We start from the raw sequence: 16108 nt of genomic DNA, 5'->3' as shown, positions 1-16108 counted from the left end.
ACAGGTCTGTACTAATTAATTTAATGGGTTTTCTTTAATGTATTTTTCCCATTCCCACGCCGATTGCATCATGTCGCTAATGCCTAAAGCCGCTGTCCAACCCAATTTTTGCGATGATTTGGTTACATCGCCCCAAACTTGTTCCACATCGCCGTCACGGCGCGGTCCGATGCTGTAATTTAGCTTAACACCTGTCGTGCTTTCAAACGCGTGGATGATCTGTAGTACCGTAGTACCCTGCCCGGTTCCGATGTTAAATACATCATATCCGGTAAATTCAGGTTTTTCCATTAACTTCAATGCAGCAACGTGGGCCATAGCCAAATCAACCACGTGGATATAATCCCTAACGCAACTGCCGTCAGATGTATTATAATCATTCCCAAAAACGGTGATCTTTTCTCGTTTGCCAATTGCTGTTTGCGTAATAAAAGGCACCAGGTTTTGTGGTACCCCAATTGGTAGCTCACCAATTAAAGCGGATTCATGCGCGCCAACAGGGTTAAAATAACGCAGCGAAATAACTTTATAATTACTTCCCGACGCGATCATATCGGTCAACATTTCTTCGGCAACCTGTTTGGTGTTGCCATAAGGCGATTGTGCAGGTTTTACCGGCGCATCTTCTGTCACCGGCAATACGTCCGGCTGCCCGTATACCGTACAACTTGATGAAAAGACAAAATTTAAAGACGTGCCTTCATAAGCGCCCAATAAATTAAGCATCGAAAAAAAGTTGTTGCGATAATATTTTAATGGTTCCTTAACCGATTCGCCAACTGCTTTATATGCAGCAAAATGGATGATCCCGGTTATATCCGGTTCATCCTGTGCTAATTTTTTTACGGCTTGCGCATCACAAAGGTCTAGCTTATGGAAAGCGGGTTTGTAACCTATAATTTTGGTTAGCTGATCCAATATTTTAATATCAGAGTTAGCTAAATTGTCGACAATAATTGGTTCGTAGCCAGAGTTTACCAATTCAACAACGGTATGCGAACCAATAAAACCAAGGCCGCCGGTAACTAATATTTTAGCCATTATTTATTGTAGTAAGTAAAGTCTTTATGCTGAATTTCCTTTTCAGGTAATGATTTAAAGTATTCATAAGTGATCTTTAAACCCTCTCTGCGCGATATTTTTGGCTCCCAGCCTAAAATTGCCTTTGCCTTGGTGATATCCGGTCGGCGTTGTTTAGGGTCATCTGTCGGTAATGGCAAGCTGATCATTTCCTGGTCGGTGCCGGTTAGTTTGATGATTTCATCGCCAAATTGTTTAATAGTGATCTCATCCGGGTTGCCGATATTCATTGGCTGGGCATAATCGCTGTGCAGTAAGCGGTAAATGCCTTCAACCAGGTCATCAACATAACAAAAAGAACGTGTTTGCGAGCCATCGCCAAACATGGTAAGCGGTTCGCCACGTAAAGCCTGGCCTATGAAAGCAGGCAATACACGGCCATCATTCAGGCGCATGCGCGGGCCGTAAGTATTAAAGATACGCACTATACGGGTTTCCAAACCGTGAAAAGTGTGGTAAGCCATGGTAATGGCTTCCTGGAAACGCTTGGCTTCGTCATATACACCGCGGGGGCCAACAGGGTTTACATTGCCCCAGTATTCTTCGGGTTGCGGGTTCACATTCGGGTCGCCATATACTTCGGATGTCGAGGCGATCAGCATACGTGCTTTTTTGGCACGGGCGAGGCCTAAAAGGTTATGTGTACCTAATGAACCAACTTTTAATGTTTGGATGGGGATCTTTAAATAATCAATCGGGCTCGCTGGTGATGCAAAATGCAGGATATAATCCAGCTCGCCGGGAACATAAACAAACTTGGAAACATCATGATTATAAAACTCGAAGTTTTCCAGTTTAAAAAGATGCTCAATATTACGCAGGTCGCCCGTGATCAGGTTATCCATGGCGATAACCTTGTAATCCTCTTTTATAAACCTGTCGCACAAGTGCGAGCCTAAAAAGCCGGCTGCGCCGGTAATTAATATTGTTTTACGTGCTGCCATTAGTTAATTACTTTTCTGCCTATGCTGTTGTAATGGAATCCGCACTCTTTTACTCTTTCCAGGTCATATAAGTTACGGCCATCAAAAATAACCGGCACTTTTAACTTCTCTTTCATAAAATCAAAATCCGGCGTGCGAAATACCGACCATTCAGTAACAATCAGTAAAGCATCAGCACCATCAAGCGCATCATAGCGGTTAGCGGCATAGCTAATTTTATCACCCAAAAGCTTTTTAACGTTCGGCATGCCTTCGGGATCAAAAGCTACAACTTCAGCTCCGTCTTTTAAAAGCTCATCTATAATATATAAAGCAGGTGCTTCGCGGATGTCATCAGTTTCGGGTTTAAAGGCCAAACCCCAAAGCGCGAATTTTTTACCTTTTAATCCGTCTTTATAATAAGCTCTTAGTTTTTCAACCAAAACCTTTTTCTGGATCTCGTTAACATCCATCACAGCGTTCAGGATCTTAAAGTCGTATTTATTTTCTTCTGCAGATTTGGCAAGCGCCTGCACATCTTTAGGAAAACAGCTGCCACCATAACCAATACCCGAGAACAGGAACCTTCTGCCAATACGCTCATCAGCACCAATACCTCGCCTTACCATATCCACATCGGCACCAACCAGTTCGCACAGGTTGGCAACCTCGTTCATGAATGATATTTTGGTTGCCAAAAATGAGTTGGCAGCATATTTAGTCAATTCAGACGAGCGCTCGTCCATGAAGATTACCGGGTTACCCTGGCGTACATAAGGCCCGTACAATTCCGCCATTAGTTTGCGGGCGCGTTCATCCATGGTGCCAACCACTACCCGGTCGGGTTTCATAAAATCCTCAACGGCAACACCTTCACGTAAAAATTCTGGGTTTGATACTACGGCGCATTCAACGTCGGTATTTGCTTTTAAAACAGCGGTTACCTTATCTGCTGTACCTACCGGTACGGTTGATTTGGTTACAATAACCTTGTAATCTTTTACCAGTTTGGCAATATCCTTAGCCGCGCCAAGTACATAGCTTAAGTCGGCAGATCCATCTCCTCCGGGAGGAGTTGGTAAAGCCAGGAAGATGATCTTGGCATCAGCAATCGCATCGGCAAGGTTGGTGGTAAACTGTAAGCGGTTCTCTGATATATTGCGGTTAAATAAGGTTTCAAGGCCTGGCTCGTAAATCGGCAACTTACCTTCTTTCATCATCTTAACTTTTTGTTCATTGATATCAACGCAGGTTACCTGGTTCCCCGTCTCCGCCAAACATGTGCCTGTTACCAAGCCAACGTAACCTGTTCCAACAACTGCTATTTTCATAAAGATGGATTGTATTTATTGTTATACTTTTATACCGACGAAGATAAACAATCAAAATTAATGCTACTAATATATAATATAGGGGTACAGTTATATTTATGCGCTATATACGCAGCTTCGCTTTTTAACAAAAAGGCTAAACTATGGTTAAAAGGGCGGGACAACATCATATATCAAAAGTTTGAAAAAAGCATTTGGTTTCACTTTGCCTCGCTTGGCGAATTTGAGCAAGGCCGGCCGTTGTTGGAATATGTGAGGAACATACACCCCGGTGAAAAAATTGTTGTTACTTTTTTTTCTCCTTCTGGATACGAGATAAGAAAGAACACCCCGCTGGCCGACGCTGTATATTATTTACCAATTGACACCGATGCCAATTCCCGTAAATTTATTGATGCGATACAACCGGCGATGGCCATATTTACCAAATATGAGTATTGGTACCACTATTTTAATGAGCTGCATAAAAATGACATCCCGCTTTATGTGATCTCCGGGATATTCAGGCCGGGGCAGGTATTTTTTAAATGGTACGGCGGCCTGCACCGCAAAATGCTTGGTTTTGTAAGTCATTTTTTTGTGCAGGATGCTGCTTCAAAAGAACTACTGCAAACTGTTGGTATAAGCAATGTTACCGTTAGTGGCGATACCCGGTTCGATAGGGTATGGGCAAATGCAGAGCATCCTAAAGATTTGCAACTAATACCCGAATTTAAAAGCAATCATAAAATATTTATAGCAGGCAGTACCTGGCCGGATGATGAAGCGCTGGTGGCAACTTTGGTTAAAGATTATGCCGATTGGAAATTCATTTTCGCGCCCCATGAGATTGGCGAAGAAAAGATCAATAAACTGATCAGCCAGTTGCCATTAAATTCGGTGGTCCGTTATTCGCAGATTGAAGGGAACCCAATATCGATCCATAATTACCAAACGTTGATTATTGATAATATTGGCATGTTGTCATCACTATACCAGTATGCCGAAATAGCTTATATAGGTGGTGGCTTTGGTGTAGGGATTCATAATACACTGGAAGCTGCTGCTTTTGGTATGCCGGTAATCTTCGGGCCAAATTATGATCGCTTTAAGGAAGCTAAAGACCTGGTTGCTATAAAAGGCGGTTTTAGCATTACCACTGAACCCGAACTAAAAGCTACTGTTGCTTACTTAACCGAGGATATTACGCAATATGATGAAACCTGTAAAAAGGTAAAGGCCTATGTGCAGGAAAATACAGGCGCGACTAAAACTATTGTGGAGTTTATAAACTTATAACAGCCATGATCTACCCAAAGCAAAACAAGATCATATTTTGGTGCTTCAAATGGTACACCAACAGGTTGTTAGGGCATGCGTTTGATGAAATAATTTTTGACAAAATTAGTCTTGATGAAAAAAGCATCTTGCTCATAGCCAATCATTTTAGCTTTTGGGATTCGCTGATTTTGTTTTGGGTGAATGAGAAACTATTTAAAAAGAAGGCTTATGTTATGGTTTTAGAAGAAACCATGCGCAAGGAGCGTTTCTTGAAATATGGCGGTGCATTTTCGGTTGGTAAGCAGCCTAAAGAAATAATTGAAGCGTTAAACTTTGCAAGTAATTTGCTTAATGAGCCTGGAAATTTAGTATTAATATATCCGCAGGGAAAATTGTATTCGAACTTTGTGGAGCAGGTGCGTTTAAAAAAAGGGGCGCTCCATATCATCAAACAAACAAAGGCTGATTTCCAATTGGTATTCGCGGCAACTTTTGTGCAGTACTTTAAACATAAAAAACCTACAGCAACCGTTTATTTAAAAACAGAAACTGTAAATTATGCCGGTAAAACCATTGGTGATTTACACCAGGCTTACCAGCAACATTATTCGGCGTCAAAATTGCTGCAAACCGAAATAGATATTGAACAGTGATCATAGCCATATTTATAACATTCATTTTTATTGTACTTCGGTTTACGGTTACGCTGTTCAATTTTATATCGAACCCAAAACTGCCGCATATTAATCGGCAGCACACGCAATTGGTATCTATCCTTATCCCGGTGCGGAATGAGCAGGATAATATTTTAGGCTTGCTGCAATCTATCCTGAAGCAGGATTACGCTGATTACGAAGTGATCATCCTGGATGACAGTTCTGACGATAATACATTTAGCGTCTGCGAAAACTTTGCATCAAAGCATTCACAGTTCAAGGTAATAAGAGGAAAAAAACTACCCGATGATTGGCTGGGTAAAAATTACGCCTGTCACCAACTGGCAAAGGAAGCTAAGGGCGATTATTTTTTGTTTTTGGATGCGGATGAAAAAGTCAACAATGTCTTAGTAAATAGCGCTATCCATCGTATGCATTTATATAAATTAGGTTTGCTTAGCCTATTCACTAACCAGCAGATGGATACTTTTGGCGAAAAATCGGTTGTGCCGCTGATGCATTTCATTTTATTAAATTTGCTGCCGCTTCGCCTGGTTTATTTAGTGAAGAACAGCACGGTTGCTGCCGCCAGCGGTCAGTTTATGTTTTTTGATGCAGAGATATACCGCGCCAACGAATGGCACAAACAGGTTAAGGACCGCGTGGTTGAGGATATTGAAATAATGCGGCTGGTAAAATCATCCGGGTTTAACGGCGAAGCATTGCTGGCAAACGGTATGATCACCTGCAGGATGTATAAAAGTTACACCGAAGCTTTGAACGGCTTTAGCAAAAACTTTTTAGCAGGATTTAATTATAGCATCATTACATTACTCATTTATTTAATAGCTTTAATTGGCGGGCCCATGATCGTGATCATGACCCTGAATTTGCAATTGATCGTATTTATGGTCGGGCTTATCATACTAACACGGGTCATGGTATCCTTAGCATCTGGGCAAAATGCCTGGTTAAATTTATTGCTTCACCCACTGCAGATGATCAACTTAACCATCATCGCTTTTATGGCTATCCAAAAATATTTAACAAAAAGCACGGTATGGAAGGGACGCCCGGTTTGAAACTAAACCCTTATGAGCTAACCCGGCGAGGGCAAAAGTGGCTTATCATAATAATTGTATTGTTTCATATTGTGGGGTTAATCGGCTTCGCGATCCCTGCCTTACAGCCATTTTTTATGAAACTGGTGCCATGGCACATCCTATTAATGCTGATCGTGATTTTGTACAGCCATCGCCCGGTGGAGGGTAAATTCATCGCATTTGCCTTACTGATATTTTCAAGTGGTATTATTTTAGAATGGATCGGCGTACATAAAAACTGGGTTTTTGGTAATTACACCTATGGTAATACATTAGGTTTAAAACTGGATGCTATTCCCCTGATTATTGGTGTCAACTGGTTTTTACTGGTCTATTCAACAGGGGTTTTAATGCAAAGGGCGAGGATTAGAAGTTTATTATTCCGGGTAATAACAGGCGCCGTAATTTTAGTTTTGTTAGACCTACTGATTGAACCCGTAGCACAGCATTATGATTACTGGCAATGGGCAAATAACATCATCCCATTAAAAAATTATGCAGGCTGGTTTGTAGTTAGCGCCGCCTTGTTGTTTTTATTTGAGCTGTTTAAGTTCAAAAGGCAGGGTATAGTAGCGCCGGTGTTATTGACGGTGCAGTTTGTGTTTTTTGCGGTAATGTGGTTGATCAGTTAATACTTTTATACCCTTGTTGCTCGGAGTGCAGCTAAGAATTTGTAAAGCAGTTTTACGCCGGGTAGTTTCTATGTTGAATTTAATAATGACAAAATGAGGTATATATCATCCAATTTTTTTACCGTAAATTTGTATAATAATGGGAGCATATAATTTACAGGTTACTATCGACCAGGATTCCGGGTTTTGTTTTGGGGTGGTTTACGCCATTGACATGGCTGAGGAAATACTGGAACAAGACGGCTACCTGTATTGCCTGGGTGACATTGTACATAACGATGAAGAAGTTGAACGGTTAAAAGCAAAAGGTTTACGCATTATTGAACATGATGCCTTGAAAGATTTGCGTAACGAAAAAGTACTTATCCGCGCGCATGGTGAGGCTCCTGATACTTACCGCACTGCTTTAGAGAATAATATAACTTTAATAGACGCTTCCTGCCCGGTTGTATTAAAATTACAGAACCGCATTAAATCATCTTACGACTCTAATGAAAAAATCCTGATTTTTGGAAAACACGGCCATGCTGAGGTTATCGGCTTGCAGGGCCAAACTAACAATGAAGCTTTGGTTTTCCAGGATATTGCCGAACTGGATGGTGTAGAATTGCCGAATAACATCACCTTATACAGCCAGACTACCAAAAGCATGGAAAAGTTTTATGGCGTAAAGGATGAGCTGCTTTCCCGTGGATATGACCTGAAAGCCAATGATACCATCTGCCGCCAGGTAAGTAACCGGGATAAGGATTTGCCTAAGTTTGCGCAGAAATTTGACAAAATAGTGTTTGTATCAGGAAAAAAATCATCAAACGGGAAGGTTTTGTTTGAAGTTTGCCTTAAAAATAACCCTAACACTTATTTCATATCTTCAATTAGTGAATTGGAGGTGAATTTATTTGCGCCGGGCGATACCGTTGGCATTGCCGGTGCAACGTCAACACCCATGTGGCTGATGCAGCAAGTTAAAACCGCTATCGAGGCGTTTTAATTACAAACAAATCCTGTTTCAGATTGTCATCCCGACCAAGGGAGAGATCTTGTTCAAGCTGTATTGACGCTTTGCATATTGAAGAAGATTTTTTCGCTGTCGCTTAAAGATAGCCTCTCCTTGTAAATCATCTAATAATTAGAAGTAATATCCATGCAAAAATCACCTTCCAATATCGGTTTATTAGTTGCTCTTATTGTGATTGGAAGCTGGGTAGTGTCAATGATTTTGCTGATGCAGTGGCAGGTTGATTTTTCAAACCCTTTCCTTTATTTGTTTATCCTGGTACAAATGCATCTGTATACCGGGCTGTTTATTACCGCGCATGATGCTATGCATGGTACGGTTTCATCTAATAAAATGCTTAATAATTTGGTTGGATATACCTGTACGCTGCTTTATGCATCATTCTGGTATCCCAAATTACATACAAAGCATCACCAACACCATAATCATGTACATACTGCTGAAGATCCGGATTACCACGAGGGTAATTTTGTGCAATGGTATATCAGGTTCATTCGCAATTATCTGTCTATATGGCAAATTGTGATAATGGCTGCTTTATTTAATATATTAAAGTTATGGATTCCGCAGGCAAACCTATTGCTGTTTTGGGTGGCGCCATCATTATTAAGCACCTTGCAGCTATTTTATTTTGGCACATACCTGCCCCACAAGGGCGAACATGATAATAAGCACCAATCGCGCAGCCTGGCTAAAAACCATTTGCTGGCATTTTTTTCCTGTTACTTTTTCGGCTACCATTATGAGCATCATGATGCACCCTGGCTACCGTGGTGGAAATTGTGGAGGATGAGATCCTCTACAAATCCCTAACAGTATTTTATTTAGTGGCGTAACCTGGCAGGGTTATAGGCAATTAAATATTGCAAGCCGCTTTCAGTTACATTATGCTGTCCCGTTCTTTCGGCATTATATTTTGCATGTACCAGCTTTGCTTTTACCTGGTGAAACAATTCCGACAAAAATTCAGGCAAAACTTTAGCCGATATGGTCGGGAAGTACTTTTTTTCGAGCGCTACTTTTTCATCATCAGTAGCTAAACTAAACTCCCATGTTTCATCAGCTTTAAAGCCATTTTCTGTCGCGCAGTTATTTAAATCGTAGACATACATTTTTGCTTTGCGCTCTATCGTTTCATTTATCATTATTTCTTCTTTTTAGTTAGCGGTGCAATTTCAATTTTTGCCGTAGATGTTTTACCTGACTGGTAATCGGATGGCGCCTTTTTTCCTACCGGGTTAGGCATACTTTTTTTGTCTTTACTCATGATTTTTTCAATTAGCAGAAAGCTTAAATATTACCGTAACAGATAATTGGTAATGCCTAAGGGAGAGTTTTAAAACCAAGTTTTAGTGGTTTTTGGTAAGTTAGTTATTATATACGGCTTAACGGCAAGTAATAAATATTTAATAAATATTTCAGTTTAACATAAAGCGAACCGAATATTAAGTTTTCAATCGAAAAAAGTATTTTTTTTGTTTTTTGGACATAAAAAATTAAAAATTAATCACTTTTTTAATTTTTATAATAACAATCCGTATTTTAATGATTTTTGGATAAAAAATTCAAATTATATATCGATTTATAGCTAAAATTATATTTTTTTGATTGTTTTTAAGTAAAAAATGTAGATTTTTTGATGTTTTTTCAAGCTTTTTTAGTTAAAAAAAGTTAAAAAATTATACATGTATTGTTTCAAATTATATATTTGCGCCATTGTTATTATCGGTCTAACAAGCTTGTTCTTTATGATATAATAATGAGGTCAGTTAAAATGAAAAAAGAGATAGCCCGAAAGCTTTCTCTTTTTTTTTGACTTGATTTTTAAATCAGCTCAAAACCTCTTCGAGTACAGCCTGGGAGCGGATATTCCCAAAGCTTTCAATATGCAATGCATAGAATTCTATTAGCTTATTCAGCAGGTAACGGCGTTCGTCGGTACTTAACTTTAATTGAGGGGAATTTTCAAAGCTGCATTCCAGCAGGTTATAAAAATTTAATGTGTGTGGGGGCGACAAATAAGAAAAGCTATCCGGCTTATACCGCGTGAATATGCCGTTCTTCATGTCGAAATATTCTGCGTTAGATGCAAAGGTTGTATCGGGGTAAAAGCCCAGGTATCGCGTAAGCTGGATCAAAAACAATAGGTGAAAATTGGCTAGTCCGGTTTGCTGATGGTCCAGCCATTCTATTGAACTAAAAACAAATTCAAACAGGCTTTCATCACTTCCCTGTTGCTTTACTGCTTTATAAAGAACTTCATTCAAAAAAATAGCGACGCAACTTTTGATCACATCGTAAGGTAACGATAACAGAACCGGTGAATTTTTAAGCTCGGCTATGCGTTGCACACTGTTACTGTTTTTATGGTAAACCACGGCATCCAGCAAATGCAGGGGTTGAAGCATGTTTGCAGATATTTTAGCTCGCGGCTTTTTTACCCCATTGATGATGTACGACTGCAAACCAAATTTTTCTGTAAAAAGCTGCACAATAACACTGCTTTCTCCATAATCTGTAGTTTTAAAAACGATTGCCCGCGTTTTATGCAACATGGTGAAAAACGAGGATTATTTTGGGTAAAAAGATGATGAGCCCGGTGATGAGCGCAAAGGTGGCCGCCACAACTACCGCCCCGGCGCAAATATCCTTCACGTGGCCGGCTTTTTCGTTATAATCTGGCGATACAAGATCTGTAAGGGTTTCTATCCCGGTATTGGTAAGTTCTGTAAGCAATACAATAGCTATGCTTAGGCAGATCCACAGCCATTCAGGCGCGGTAATATTCAAAACAAAACCCAATACAATAGCCAGTACAGCCGCAAACAGGTGAATCCTGAAATTAAGCTGGCTTTTGGTTGCATAAGCAAGGCCCTTAAAGGCGTAACCGAAACTACGTATGAGCTTTTTGATCATTGCATCAAACTTAGTTAAAAAAGAAGCAAGAGTAAAGAGGCAGGAATCAAGATTGAAAGCATAGCATATATTGGACTCACCTGACTGCGCTGAGCACTACTGACAAAACAGTGTCAGTACTTCTTCCAATTCATTTGCCGAAATTTGTATGTACCGGGGATCATATGCTTGTGAAAGCATATAAACTGTTCTTTGAAATTATTTTATTAGCCGAACAAAATCTGTCTGAAATTGGTTCTTATCTTGACTCTGGATGCTAATATCTAGATTCTACATTAATGGATTTAAAACTCACCAACAAAGTGGCTATTGTATTAGCTGCCAGTAAAGGATTAGGCAAGGCTATCGCCAATCTATTATCTGCCGAAGGCGCAAAGGTTATTATTGGCTCGCGCGATACGGATGAACTGAATAAAACAGCAGATGAGATAAAAAAGCAAACCGGCAACGAGGTTACAGCCATCCCCATTGATGTGAGTAAAAGTGAGGATATAGAAAACTTTGTTAAAAAAGCGGCGGCTGTTTACGGCCGGATTGATATCCTGCTAAATAATGCGGGCGGACCACCTTTTGATAAGTTTGAGCATTTTGATGAAACGGCATGGCAGAAGGCCTTCGAACTGAACCTGTTAAGCGTGGCACATATGAGCAGGCTGGTTCTGCCTTATTTAAAGGAGTCAGGCAATGGGCGCATCATCAACATTGTTAGCGGATCGGTAAAATCGGTGCTGGCAAATTCGGTATTGTCAACCAGCATGCGGATGGGTATTGTTGGTATGGCTAAACTGATGGCCGACGAATTTGGACCATATAAAATCACCGTGAATAATGTTGGCCCGGGATTGATCGCGACTGACCGGATAAAAGATACCGTACCAAAAGGGCAGGACCCGGAAACGGCATTGAAAGAAAAAGCAAAAACTATCCCATTAGGCAGGATTGGCAAACCCGAGGAACTTGCAGCAGTGGTAGTATTTTTAGCTTCGGAGCAGGCTTCTTATGTTTCCGGAACTACCATACAGGTAGATGGCGGGGCAAATAGGAGTATATTTTAGTTTATCGTTGCAGTATTGTCTTTTCGTTGTATCGCTATAACTATATTATAAATTAAAGCGATGGCGGTTACCGAACCTATGCCAAGTGAAAACCCGCTCAAAAAATCGGCGATCTTTATACTTTTAAAATAGCCAAATGTTGTTAGAGTATAAACCATTAAACAAGCGGCTGTTACAACTGAAAAACGAATTATTTTATTTTTCATAAATATTAGGTGCTTTGTTTAATTGTTTAAAGTAACGGTATACGATATTTAACCCGTTAACCAGTGTTAGGGTTGTTAGTCCTAATAACAGGCTGGTAAGTTTTTCGGTTACCTGATTTTTAGTTGTTATGCTTAAAACTAAAAGTGCTACAGAAAAAAGCACTAATGCTATTGCCAGGGTTAGGTTGTTTTTCATATTACTAATGTAATGCAATTTTCCGTATTGTCAATATCCGTAATATGGGTATAAACAGTTATTAATGAAATAATTTTTAAACTTTCAAAACAAACTCCCGCTATAAATTATTAATTTAGCAGCGTAGTTTTAAACATAATACTCAATACGAATGAAACCATTCATTTCACTATCAACTTACGGAGTTATCAACTGGTTAGCAGTTGCTTTATTATGGGGCAGTCCATTTGCTTTTGGTTATTACAAAGTAGGCGGTTCCGCTTTGTTTTTACCATTACTTTTTGGCTGGATGCAATTTATTATGGCAGTTTTCAGTAATAATAAACATGGTTTTTTCAAGCAGTTCCCAATGGAAATGCATTTGTTTTTAGATGTTGTTATCGGCTCATTTCTGTTATTATCGCCATTTATGTATGGTTTTTACACTAAAGAATTTTGGCCACAGGTTTTAATAGGCGGCTTAATATTTATTGCCGGCGCCTTTACACACAAATCTCCATTTACTGACAGATACCGTCGTCATTTACCTGAAGGGCAATTACAAGGTACTGATTCAGAATAAATATTTTAGGTTTCACCAATTTTAGGTGATATTACGAATATAAAAAAGCAGTTGAATATTTCAACTGCTTTTTTGCTTTATTACGCATCGTTTTTTATCGCATAAGGCAAACCTGAACTGGTTAAATGAAAGTAAAGCTCAAATATTTATTGTAGCAAAGCGGTACGTACCCTTTAGGTAAACAGATTTAGCAGGCTAAAATACAAGATGATATATTCCTGTTAGCTATAAACTGTCATTTTTTTGTAATTGCAAAATTAGAATTTACACAACTTAAATTTAACCATAGATTAATTCGATGTGGTTTCCGAATCGCATTTTGGTATATTTATTAGTTTTAAATTTAAATAGGCATGTTTACACCGATAATTAATCTTTCGTACAAAGAAAACAAGGAGTTGTAACATCTATCTCCTCAAAAAATGAACAAAACCTTCGTATAACCTTCTTACGTTATTAGGGGAAATTTAAAAAAATTAACCCCCTGATTATTAAATATTAAAAAAAATGAAAAAGAAAGTTATCCTATTATGTGTATTTGCATTGTTCGCATTACCAATTTTTGCTCAAAACATTTTTACAGCGGTACAAACAAATGATATCCCTGGTATCCGTTTTTTATTAGCCAATGGCGCTAACATCAATGCCCGCAACGCACAGGGCGAAACACCACTTATTGTTGCTGTTGAAAACGGCCAGTTACGTGTTGCTAAACTTTTATTAGAGTTAGATGCTAAGATTGACATGAAAGATAAGGTGGGTAACACTGCGTTGATTACAGCAGTAAATGCTAATAATTTAGATATGGTTAATTTTTTAGTAAACCGTGGTGCAAATATTAATATCACTGATAAAAAGCACCTGAAGGCATTTGACTATGCTAAAACAAACAACAACCAGGCGATATTAGATTTATTAAATTCCAACGGTTAATATATAAGGGCTAAACAATAAAAAGCTGGAACCCGTTTATTGTGTCCCGGCTTTTTATTGGAATGATGCGATGGAACAGAAAGAATATTAACTAAGCGAATATTTATAACGATTGCAGCGCTAGTCCTGCCACTTCCTCGCCAACCAAACTACCCATGGCTACGCCCATGCCGTTGCACCGCACCGCACAAAAAACATTGGGTTCAACCAACTTTACTATCGGGCTTATATCCTCGCCGAAACCCATAATGCCGCTCCACCAGTAATCGATCTCCACATTTTGCCCGGGCAAGATCACTTCATTAAGGTAGGCGGTTAATTGTTGTTTTACCTTTTCGGTGTGGCCAAAATCCCAGGTTGCTTCAGCCTCAAAATCCAAATTACGCCCACCGCCGAATAGCACCCGGTTATTGATATTCCTGAAATAGTAATAGCCTTTATTAAAATGATAGGTACCTTTTAGCTTTAAATCCGTAATCGGTTTCGTAATTAATACCTGACCTCTGCCGGGAATTACCTTTAGATCCGGAAATAGTTGATTAGCGAATGCATTGGTCGCCAGGATTAACTTTGCGGTTTTAAAATTCCCCTGAGAAGTTTTCAGGTGGACGCCATTGTTTAACTGCTCAATATTAGTTACCTCACAGGAGTTTAAAACTAAAATACCTGCATCACACACCTTGTTCAATATGGCACGCATCATTTTACCGGTATCAATTTGTCCCTCGAAAGGGTTGAAGATCATTCGGCTTACGTTATCAAAACCAAAATCAGCTATTTTATGGTCAGCAGCCGAATAAATGCTATCACTACCGATGGCTTGCTGCAAGAGTTTGTTGATGCAGGGGATCTTCGCGATGTGCTCTTCGGCAAGTTTTGCTTCATCAGCCATAAAAAGTTCGTAGCCACCATGCTGGTGATAATCGATATTACTATCGCCCAAATTCCGCCTTAGGCGTTGCAGGCCGCGCCATTTATAGTTTGCCAGTCGGGCAACTTCATATTCCGATGAATGCTCCAGGGCTTCCAATTGTTCGGACACTGTGCCGAAACAGGCGAATCCCGCATTTTTGGTACTAGCACCTGATGGCAGAAAGCCACGCTCCAAAACCAATACTTTTAAGGCAGGTTCTATTTGCTTTAAATGCAGCGCCGCGCTTAAACCAACCAGTCCGCTGCCAATGATGATCACATCGGCATTATCAATAAACGAGCTGCGCTCCCAGTATGAAAAGTTTGCTTCCAAACTCAAATGTAGTCATTGGAGGGAAATGAACAACACAAAAAAGTCCCAACTAAAATTAGTCGGGACTTTTTAATTGCATTGGTTGATAATACAATTATTTTGAACTGTGCGATTCAGCATGTTTTTTTGATGCTGATTTTGCATGCTCACCTGCTTTAGCATGGTGACCACTTGCTGCATGTGCATGTGATGCAGCTTTTTCTTCATTGCCTTCGTTGTGGGCAGTGTGTGCAGCACGGTGATGTTTAGCTGCTGATTCATGTTCTTTAGCCGCGTCTTCGTGGTGGCTGTGTTTTGTAGTTGCCATAATATTTATAATTGATTTATATTGTAATAACAGGCTTACACAAGCAATGTTTTAATTAATAAGATAATAATTTAGTTAATTAGATATTGCAATAATTGTTTTAATGCAATTGAGTAATTATCTGTGATTTACGCCTAAATCCAAAAGTGCCGGCAAAACAGTGTCAATACTTTTCCAATCCATTTCCCGAAATTTATGTAGCGGTAATGCTCTGTGAAAGGGCTGAGAATGTTCTTTGAAATTTTAAATTGTGGGATAGAAAGCAGTGTCAATGTTAGAGTAAAACAAAATTTTATTAATTCATCCTATACGGCGTGATCAGATAAAATTCAGGGATCTTGACATTAAAAACAGAATTATCCATCAGGCGAATCATCTGGTATTCGCCTTTCATGCTGCCCATGTCAGTTTTCAGGTTACAACCTGACACATATTCATGCGCTTGTCCGGGTTCTATCATAGGTTGCTGGCCAACTACACCTTCGCCTTCCACCTCGCGCTTGGCACCATTGGAGTCAAAAATATACCAGTGGCGGGCTAAAAGCTGAACAGCGTAATCGCCCATATTCTCTATTTTAACGCGGTAAGCAAACATAAAATGGTCATTACCCGGATTAGAATATTCGGGCTGATAGATTGTTTCTACTGAAACTTTAACACCATCGGTAATTGTTGTAACCATTT

At 39.6% G+C, this 16108-nt stretch carries 21 protein-coding genes; 9 read left to right on the top strand and 12 right to left on the bottom strand.

Going from position 1 to position 16108, the window contains the following annotated elements; genetic code table 11:
* Positions 1-15: 15 nt before the first annotated feature.
* The 3 genes from galE to ACYZ0U_RS01245 are packed head-to-tail and all read right to left on the bottom strand — an operon-like array spanning position 16 to position 3334.
* Positions 16-1041 (bottom strand): UDP-glucose 4-epimerase GalE, encoded by a 1026-nt coding sequence (galE, locus tag ACYZ0U_RS01255; RefSeq protein ID WP_461448987.1) that lies wholly within the window; start codon positions 1039-1041, stop codon positions 16-18.
* On the bottom strand, positions 1041-2024 hold the full coding sequence (locus ACYZ0U_RS01250) for a UDP-glucuronic acid decarboxylase family protein (RefSeq protein WP_461448986.1): 984 nt from the start codon (positions 2022-2024) through the stop codon (positions 1041-1043). The genes galE and ACYZ0U_RS01250 overlap by 1 nt, the downstream gene beginning before the upstream one ends.
* Complete coding sequence (locus tag ACYZ0U_RS01245; RefSeq protein ID WP_461448984.1) at positions 2024-3334, bottom strand: UDP-glucose dehydrogenase family protein; 1311 nt, start codon at positions 3332-3334, stop codon at positions 2024-2026. The genes ACYZ0U_RS01250 and ACYZ0U_RS01245 overlap by 1 nt, the downstream gene beginning before the upstream one ends.
* A gap of 60 nt (positions 3335-3394) precedes the next feature.
* Between ACYZ0U_RS01245 and ACYZ0U_RS01240 the strand changes: the two genes are divergently transcribed.
* The 6 genes from ACYZ0U_RS01240 (at position 3395) to ACYZ0U_RS01215 (ending at position 8816) form a co-directional block, all read left to right on the top strand.
* Complete coding sequence (locus ACYZ0U_RS01240) at positions 3395-4612, top strand: 3-deoxy-D-manno-octulosonic acid transferase (RefSeq protein WP_461448982.1); 1218 nt, start codon at positions 3395-3397, stop codon at positions 4610-4612.
* A gap of 5 nt (positions 4613-4617) precedes the next feature.
* A complete protein-coding gene (locus tag ACYZ0U_RS01235) occupies positions 4618-5247 on the top strand; it encodes a 1-acyl-sn-glycerol-3-phosphate acyltransferase (RefSeq protein ID WP_461448980.1) in 630 nt (209 codons plus the stop codon).
* Positions 5244-6332 (top strand): glycosyltransferase family 2 protein, encoded by a 1089-nt coding sequence (locus tag ACYZ0U_RS01230; RefSeq protein WP_461448978.1) that lies wholly within the window; start codon positions 5244-5246, stop codon positions 6330-6332. Before ACYZ0U_RS01235 ends, ACYZ0U_RS01230 begins: the two co-directional genes overlap by 4 nt.
* Positions 6311-6985 (top strand): carotenoid biosynthesis protein, encoded by a 675-nt coding sequence (locus ACYZ0U_RS01225; RefSeq protein WP_461448976.1) that lies wholly within the window; start codon positions 6311-6313, stop codon positions 6983-6985. Before ACYZ0U_RS01230 ends, ACYZ0U_RS01225 begins: the two co-directional genes overlap by 22 nt.
* Before the next feature lie 139 nt (positions 6986-7124).
* A complete protein-coding gene (locus tag ACYZ0U_RS01220) occupies positions 7125-7976 on the top strand; it encodes a 4-hydroxy-3-methylbut-2-enyl diphosphate reductase (RefSeq protein WP_461448974.1) in 852 nt (283 codons plus the stop codon).
* 153 nt (positions 7977-8129) lie between these two features.
* Positions 8130-8816 (top strand): fatty acid desaturase, encoded by a 687-nt coding sequence (locus ACYZ0U_RS01215; RefSeq protein ID WP_461448971.1) that lies wholly within the window; start codon positions 8130-8132, stop codon positions 8814-8816.
* A gap of 11 nt (positions 8817-8827) precedes the next feature.
* Here ACYZ0U_RS01215 and ACYZ0U_RS01210 read toward each other — a convergent pair whose 3' ends face one another.
* The 4 genes from ACYZ0U_RS01210 to ACYZ0U_RS01195 form a co-directional block, all read right to left on the bottom strand.
* Positions 8828-9148 carry a hypothetical protein gene (locus tag ACYZ0U_RS01210; protein WP_461448969.1) on the bottom strand — a complete coding sequence of 107 codons (321 nt, stop codon included), beginning with the start codon at positions 9146-9148 and terminating at the stop codon, positions 8828-8830.
* Entirely contained in the window at positions 9148-9270 is a 123-nt protein-coding gene (locus ACYZ0U_RS01205; RefSeq protein ID WP_461448967.1) for a hypothetical protein, read from the bottom strand. The genes ACYZ0U_RS01210 and ACYZ0U_RS01205 overlap by 1 nt, the downstream gene beginning before the upstream one ends.
* A 562-nt stretch (positions 9271-9832) precedes the next feature.
* Entirely contained in the window at positions 9833-10558 is a 726-nt protein-coding gene (gene recO, locus ACYZ0U_RS01200) for a DNA repair protein RecO (protein WP_461448965.1), read from the bottom strand.
* On the bottom strand, positions 10548-10919 hold the full coding sequence (locus ACYZ0U_RS01195) for a diacylglycerol kinase family protein (RefSeq protein WP_461448963.1): 372 nt from the start codon (positions 10917-10919) through the stop codon (positions 10548-10550). Before ACYZ0U_RS01195 ends, recO begins: the two co-directional genes overlap by 11 nt.
* A gap of 278 nt (positions 10920-11197) precedes the next feature.
* On the opposite strand from ACYZ0U_RS01195, the gene ACYZ0U_RS01190 reads away from it, so the two are divergent.
* Positions 11198-11974, top strand: a complete 777-nt coding sequence (locus ACYZ0U_RS01190) for an SDR family oxidoreductase (RefSeq protein ID WP_461448961.1) — start codon at positions 11198-11200, stop codon at positions 11972-11974.
* On the opposite strand, the gene ACYZ0U_RS01185 is transcribed toward ACYZ0U_RS01190, so the two are convergent.
* Entirely contained in the window at positions 11971-12180 is a 210-nt protein-coding gene (locus tag ACYZ0U_RS01185) for a hypothetical protein (RefSeq protein ID WP_461448959.1), read from the bottom strand. The genes ACYZ0U_RS01190 and ACYZ0U_RS01185 overlap by 4 nt on opposite strands.
* Positions 12170-12376 (bottom strand): hypothetical protein, encoded by a 207-nt coding sequence (locus ACYZ0U_RS01180; RefSeq protein WP_461448957.1) that lies wholly within the window; start codon positions 12374-12376, stop codon positions 12170-12172. Before ACYZ0U_RS01180 ends, ACYZ0U_RS01185 begins: the two co-directional genes overlap by 11 nt.
* A 151-nt stretch (positions 12377-12527) precedes the next feature.
* Here ACYZ0U_RS01180 and ACYZ0U_RS01175 point away from each other — a divergent pair, with 151 nt between their 5' ends.
* On the top strand, positions 12528-12938 hold the full coding sequence (locus tag ACYZ0U_RS01175) for an SPW repeat domain-containing protein (RefSeq protein WP_461448955.1): 411 nt from the start codon (positions 12528-12530) through the stop codon (positions 12936-12938).
* A gap of 507 nt (positions 12939-13445) precedes the next feature.
* Positions 13446-13871 (top strand): ankyrin repeat domain-containing protein, encoded by a 426-nt coding sequence (locus tag ACYZ0U_RS01170; protein WP_461448953.1) that lies wholly within the window; start codon positions 13446-13448, stop codon positions 13869-13871.
* Between the two features lie 103 nt (positions 13872-13974).
* Here ACYZ0U_RS01170 and ACYZ0U_RS01165 read toward each other — a convergent pair whose 3' ends face one another.
* From ACYZ0U_RS01165 to apaG, 3 genes are all read right to left on the bottom strand, one after another.
* Positions 13975-15117 (bottom strand): NAD(P)/FAD-dependent oxidoreductase, encoded by a 1143-nt coding sequence (locus ACYZ0U_RS01165; RefSeq protein WP_461448951.1) that lies wholly within the window; start codon positions 15115-15117, stop codon positions 13975-13977.
* A 94-nt stretch (positions 15118-15211) separates the two neighbouring features.
* Positions 15212-15424, bottom strand: coding sequence for a hypothetical protein (locus tag ACYZ0U_RS01160; protein ID WP_461448949.1), 213 nt, complete (start codon positions 15422-15424; stop codon positions 15212-15214).
* Between the two features lie 295 nt (positions 15425-15719).
* The gene (gene apaG / locus ACYZ0U_RS01155; RefSeq protein WP_461448947.1) at positions 15720-16106 is read right to left on the bottom strand and encodes a Co2+/Mg2+ efflux protein ApaG; all 387 of its coding nucleotides are present in this window, start codon (positions 16104-16106) and stop codon (positions 15720-15722) included.
* Between the last annotated feature and the right edge of the window lie 2 nt (positions 16107-16108).

This window comes from Mucilaginibacter sp., from assembly GCF_965225845.1.
Taxonomy (GTDB): domain Bacteria; phylum Bacteroidota; class Bacteroidia; order Sphingobacteriales; family Sphingobacteriaceae; genus Mucilaginibacter.
The sequence above is the reverse complement of the archived record's forward strand: the minus strand, read 5'-3'. Positions and strand labels throughout refer to the sequence as shown.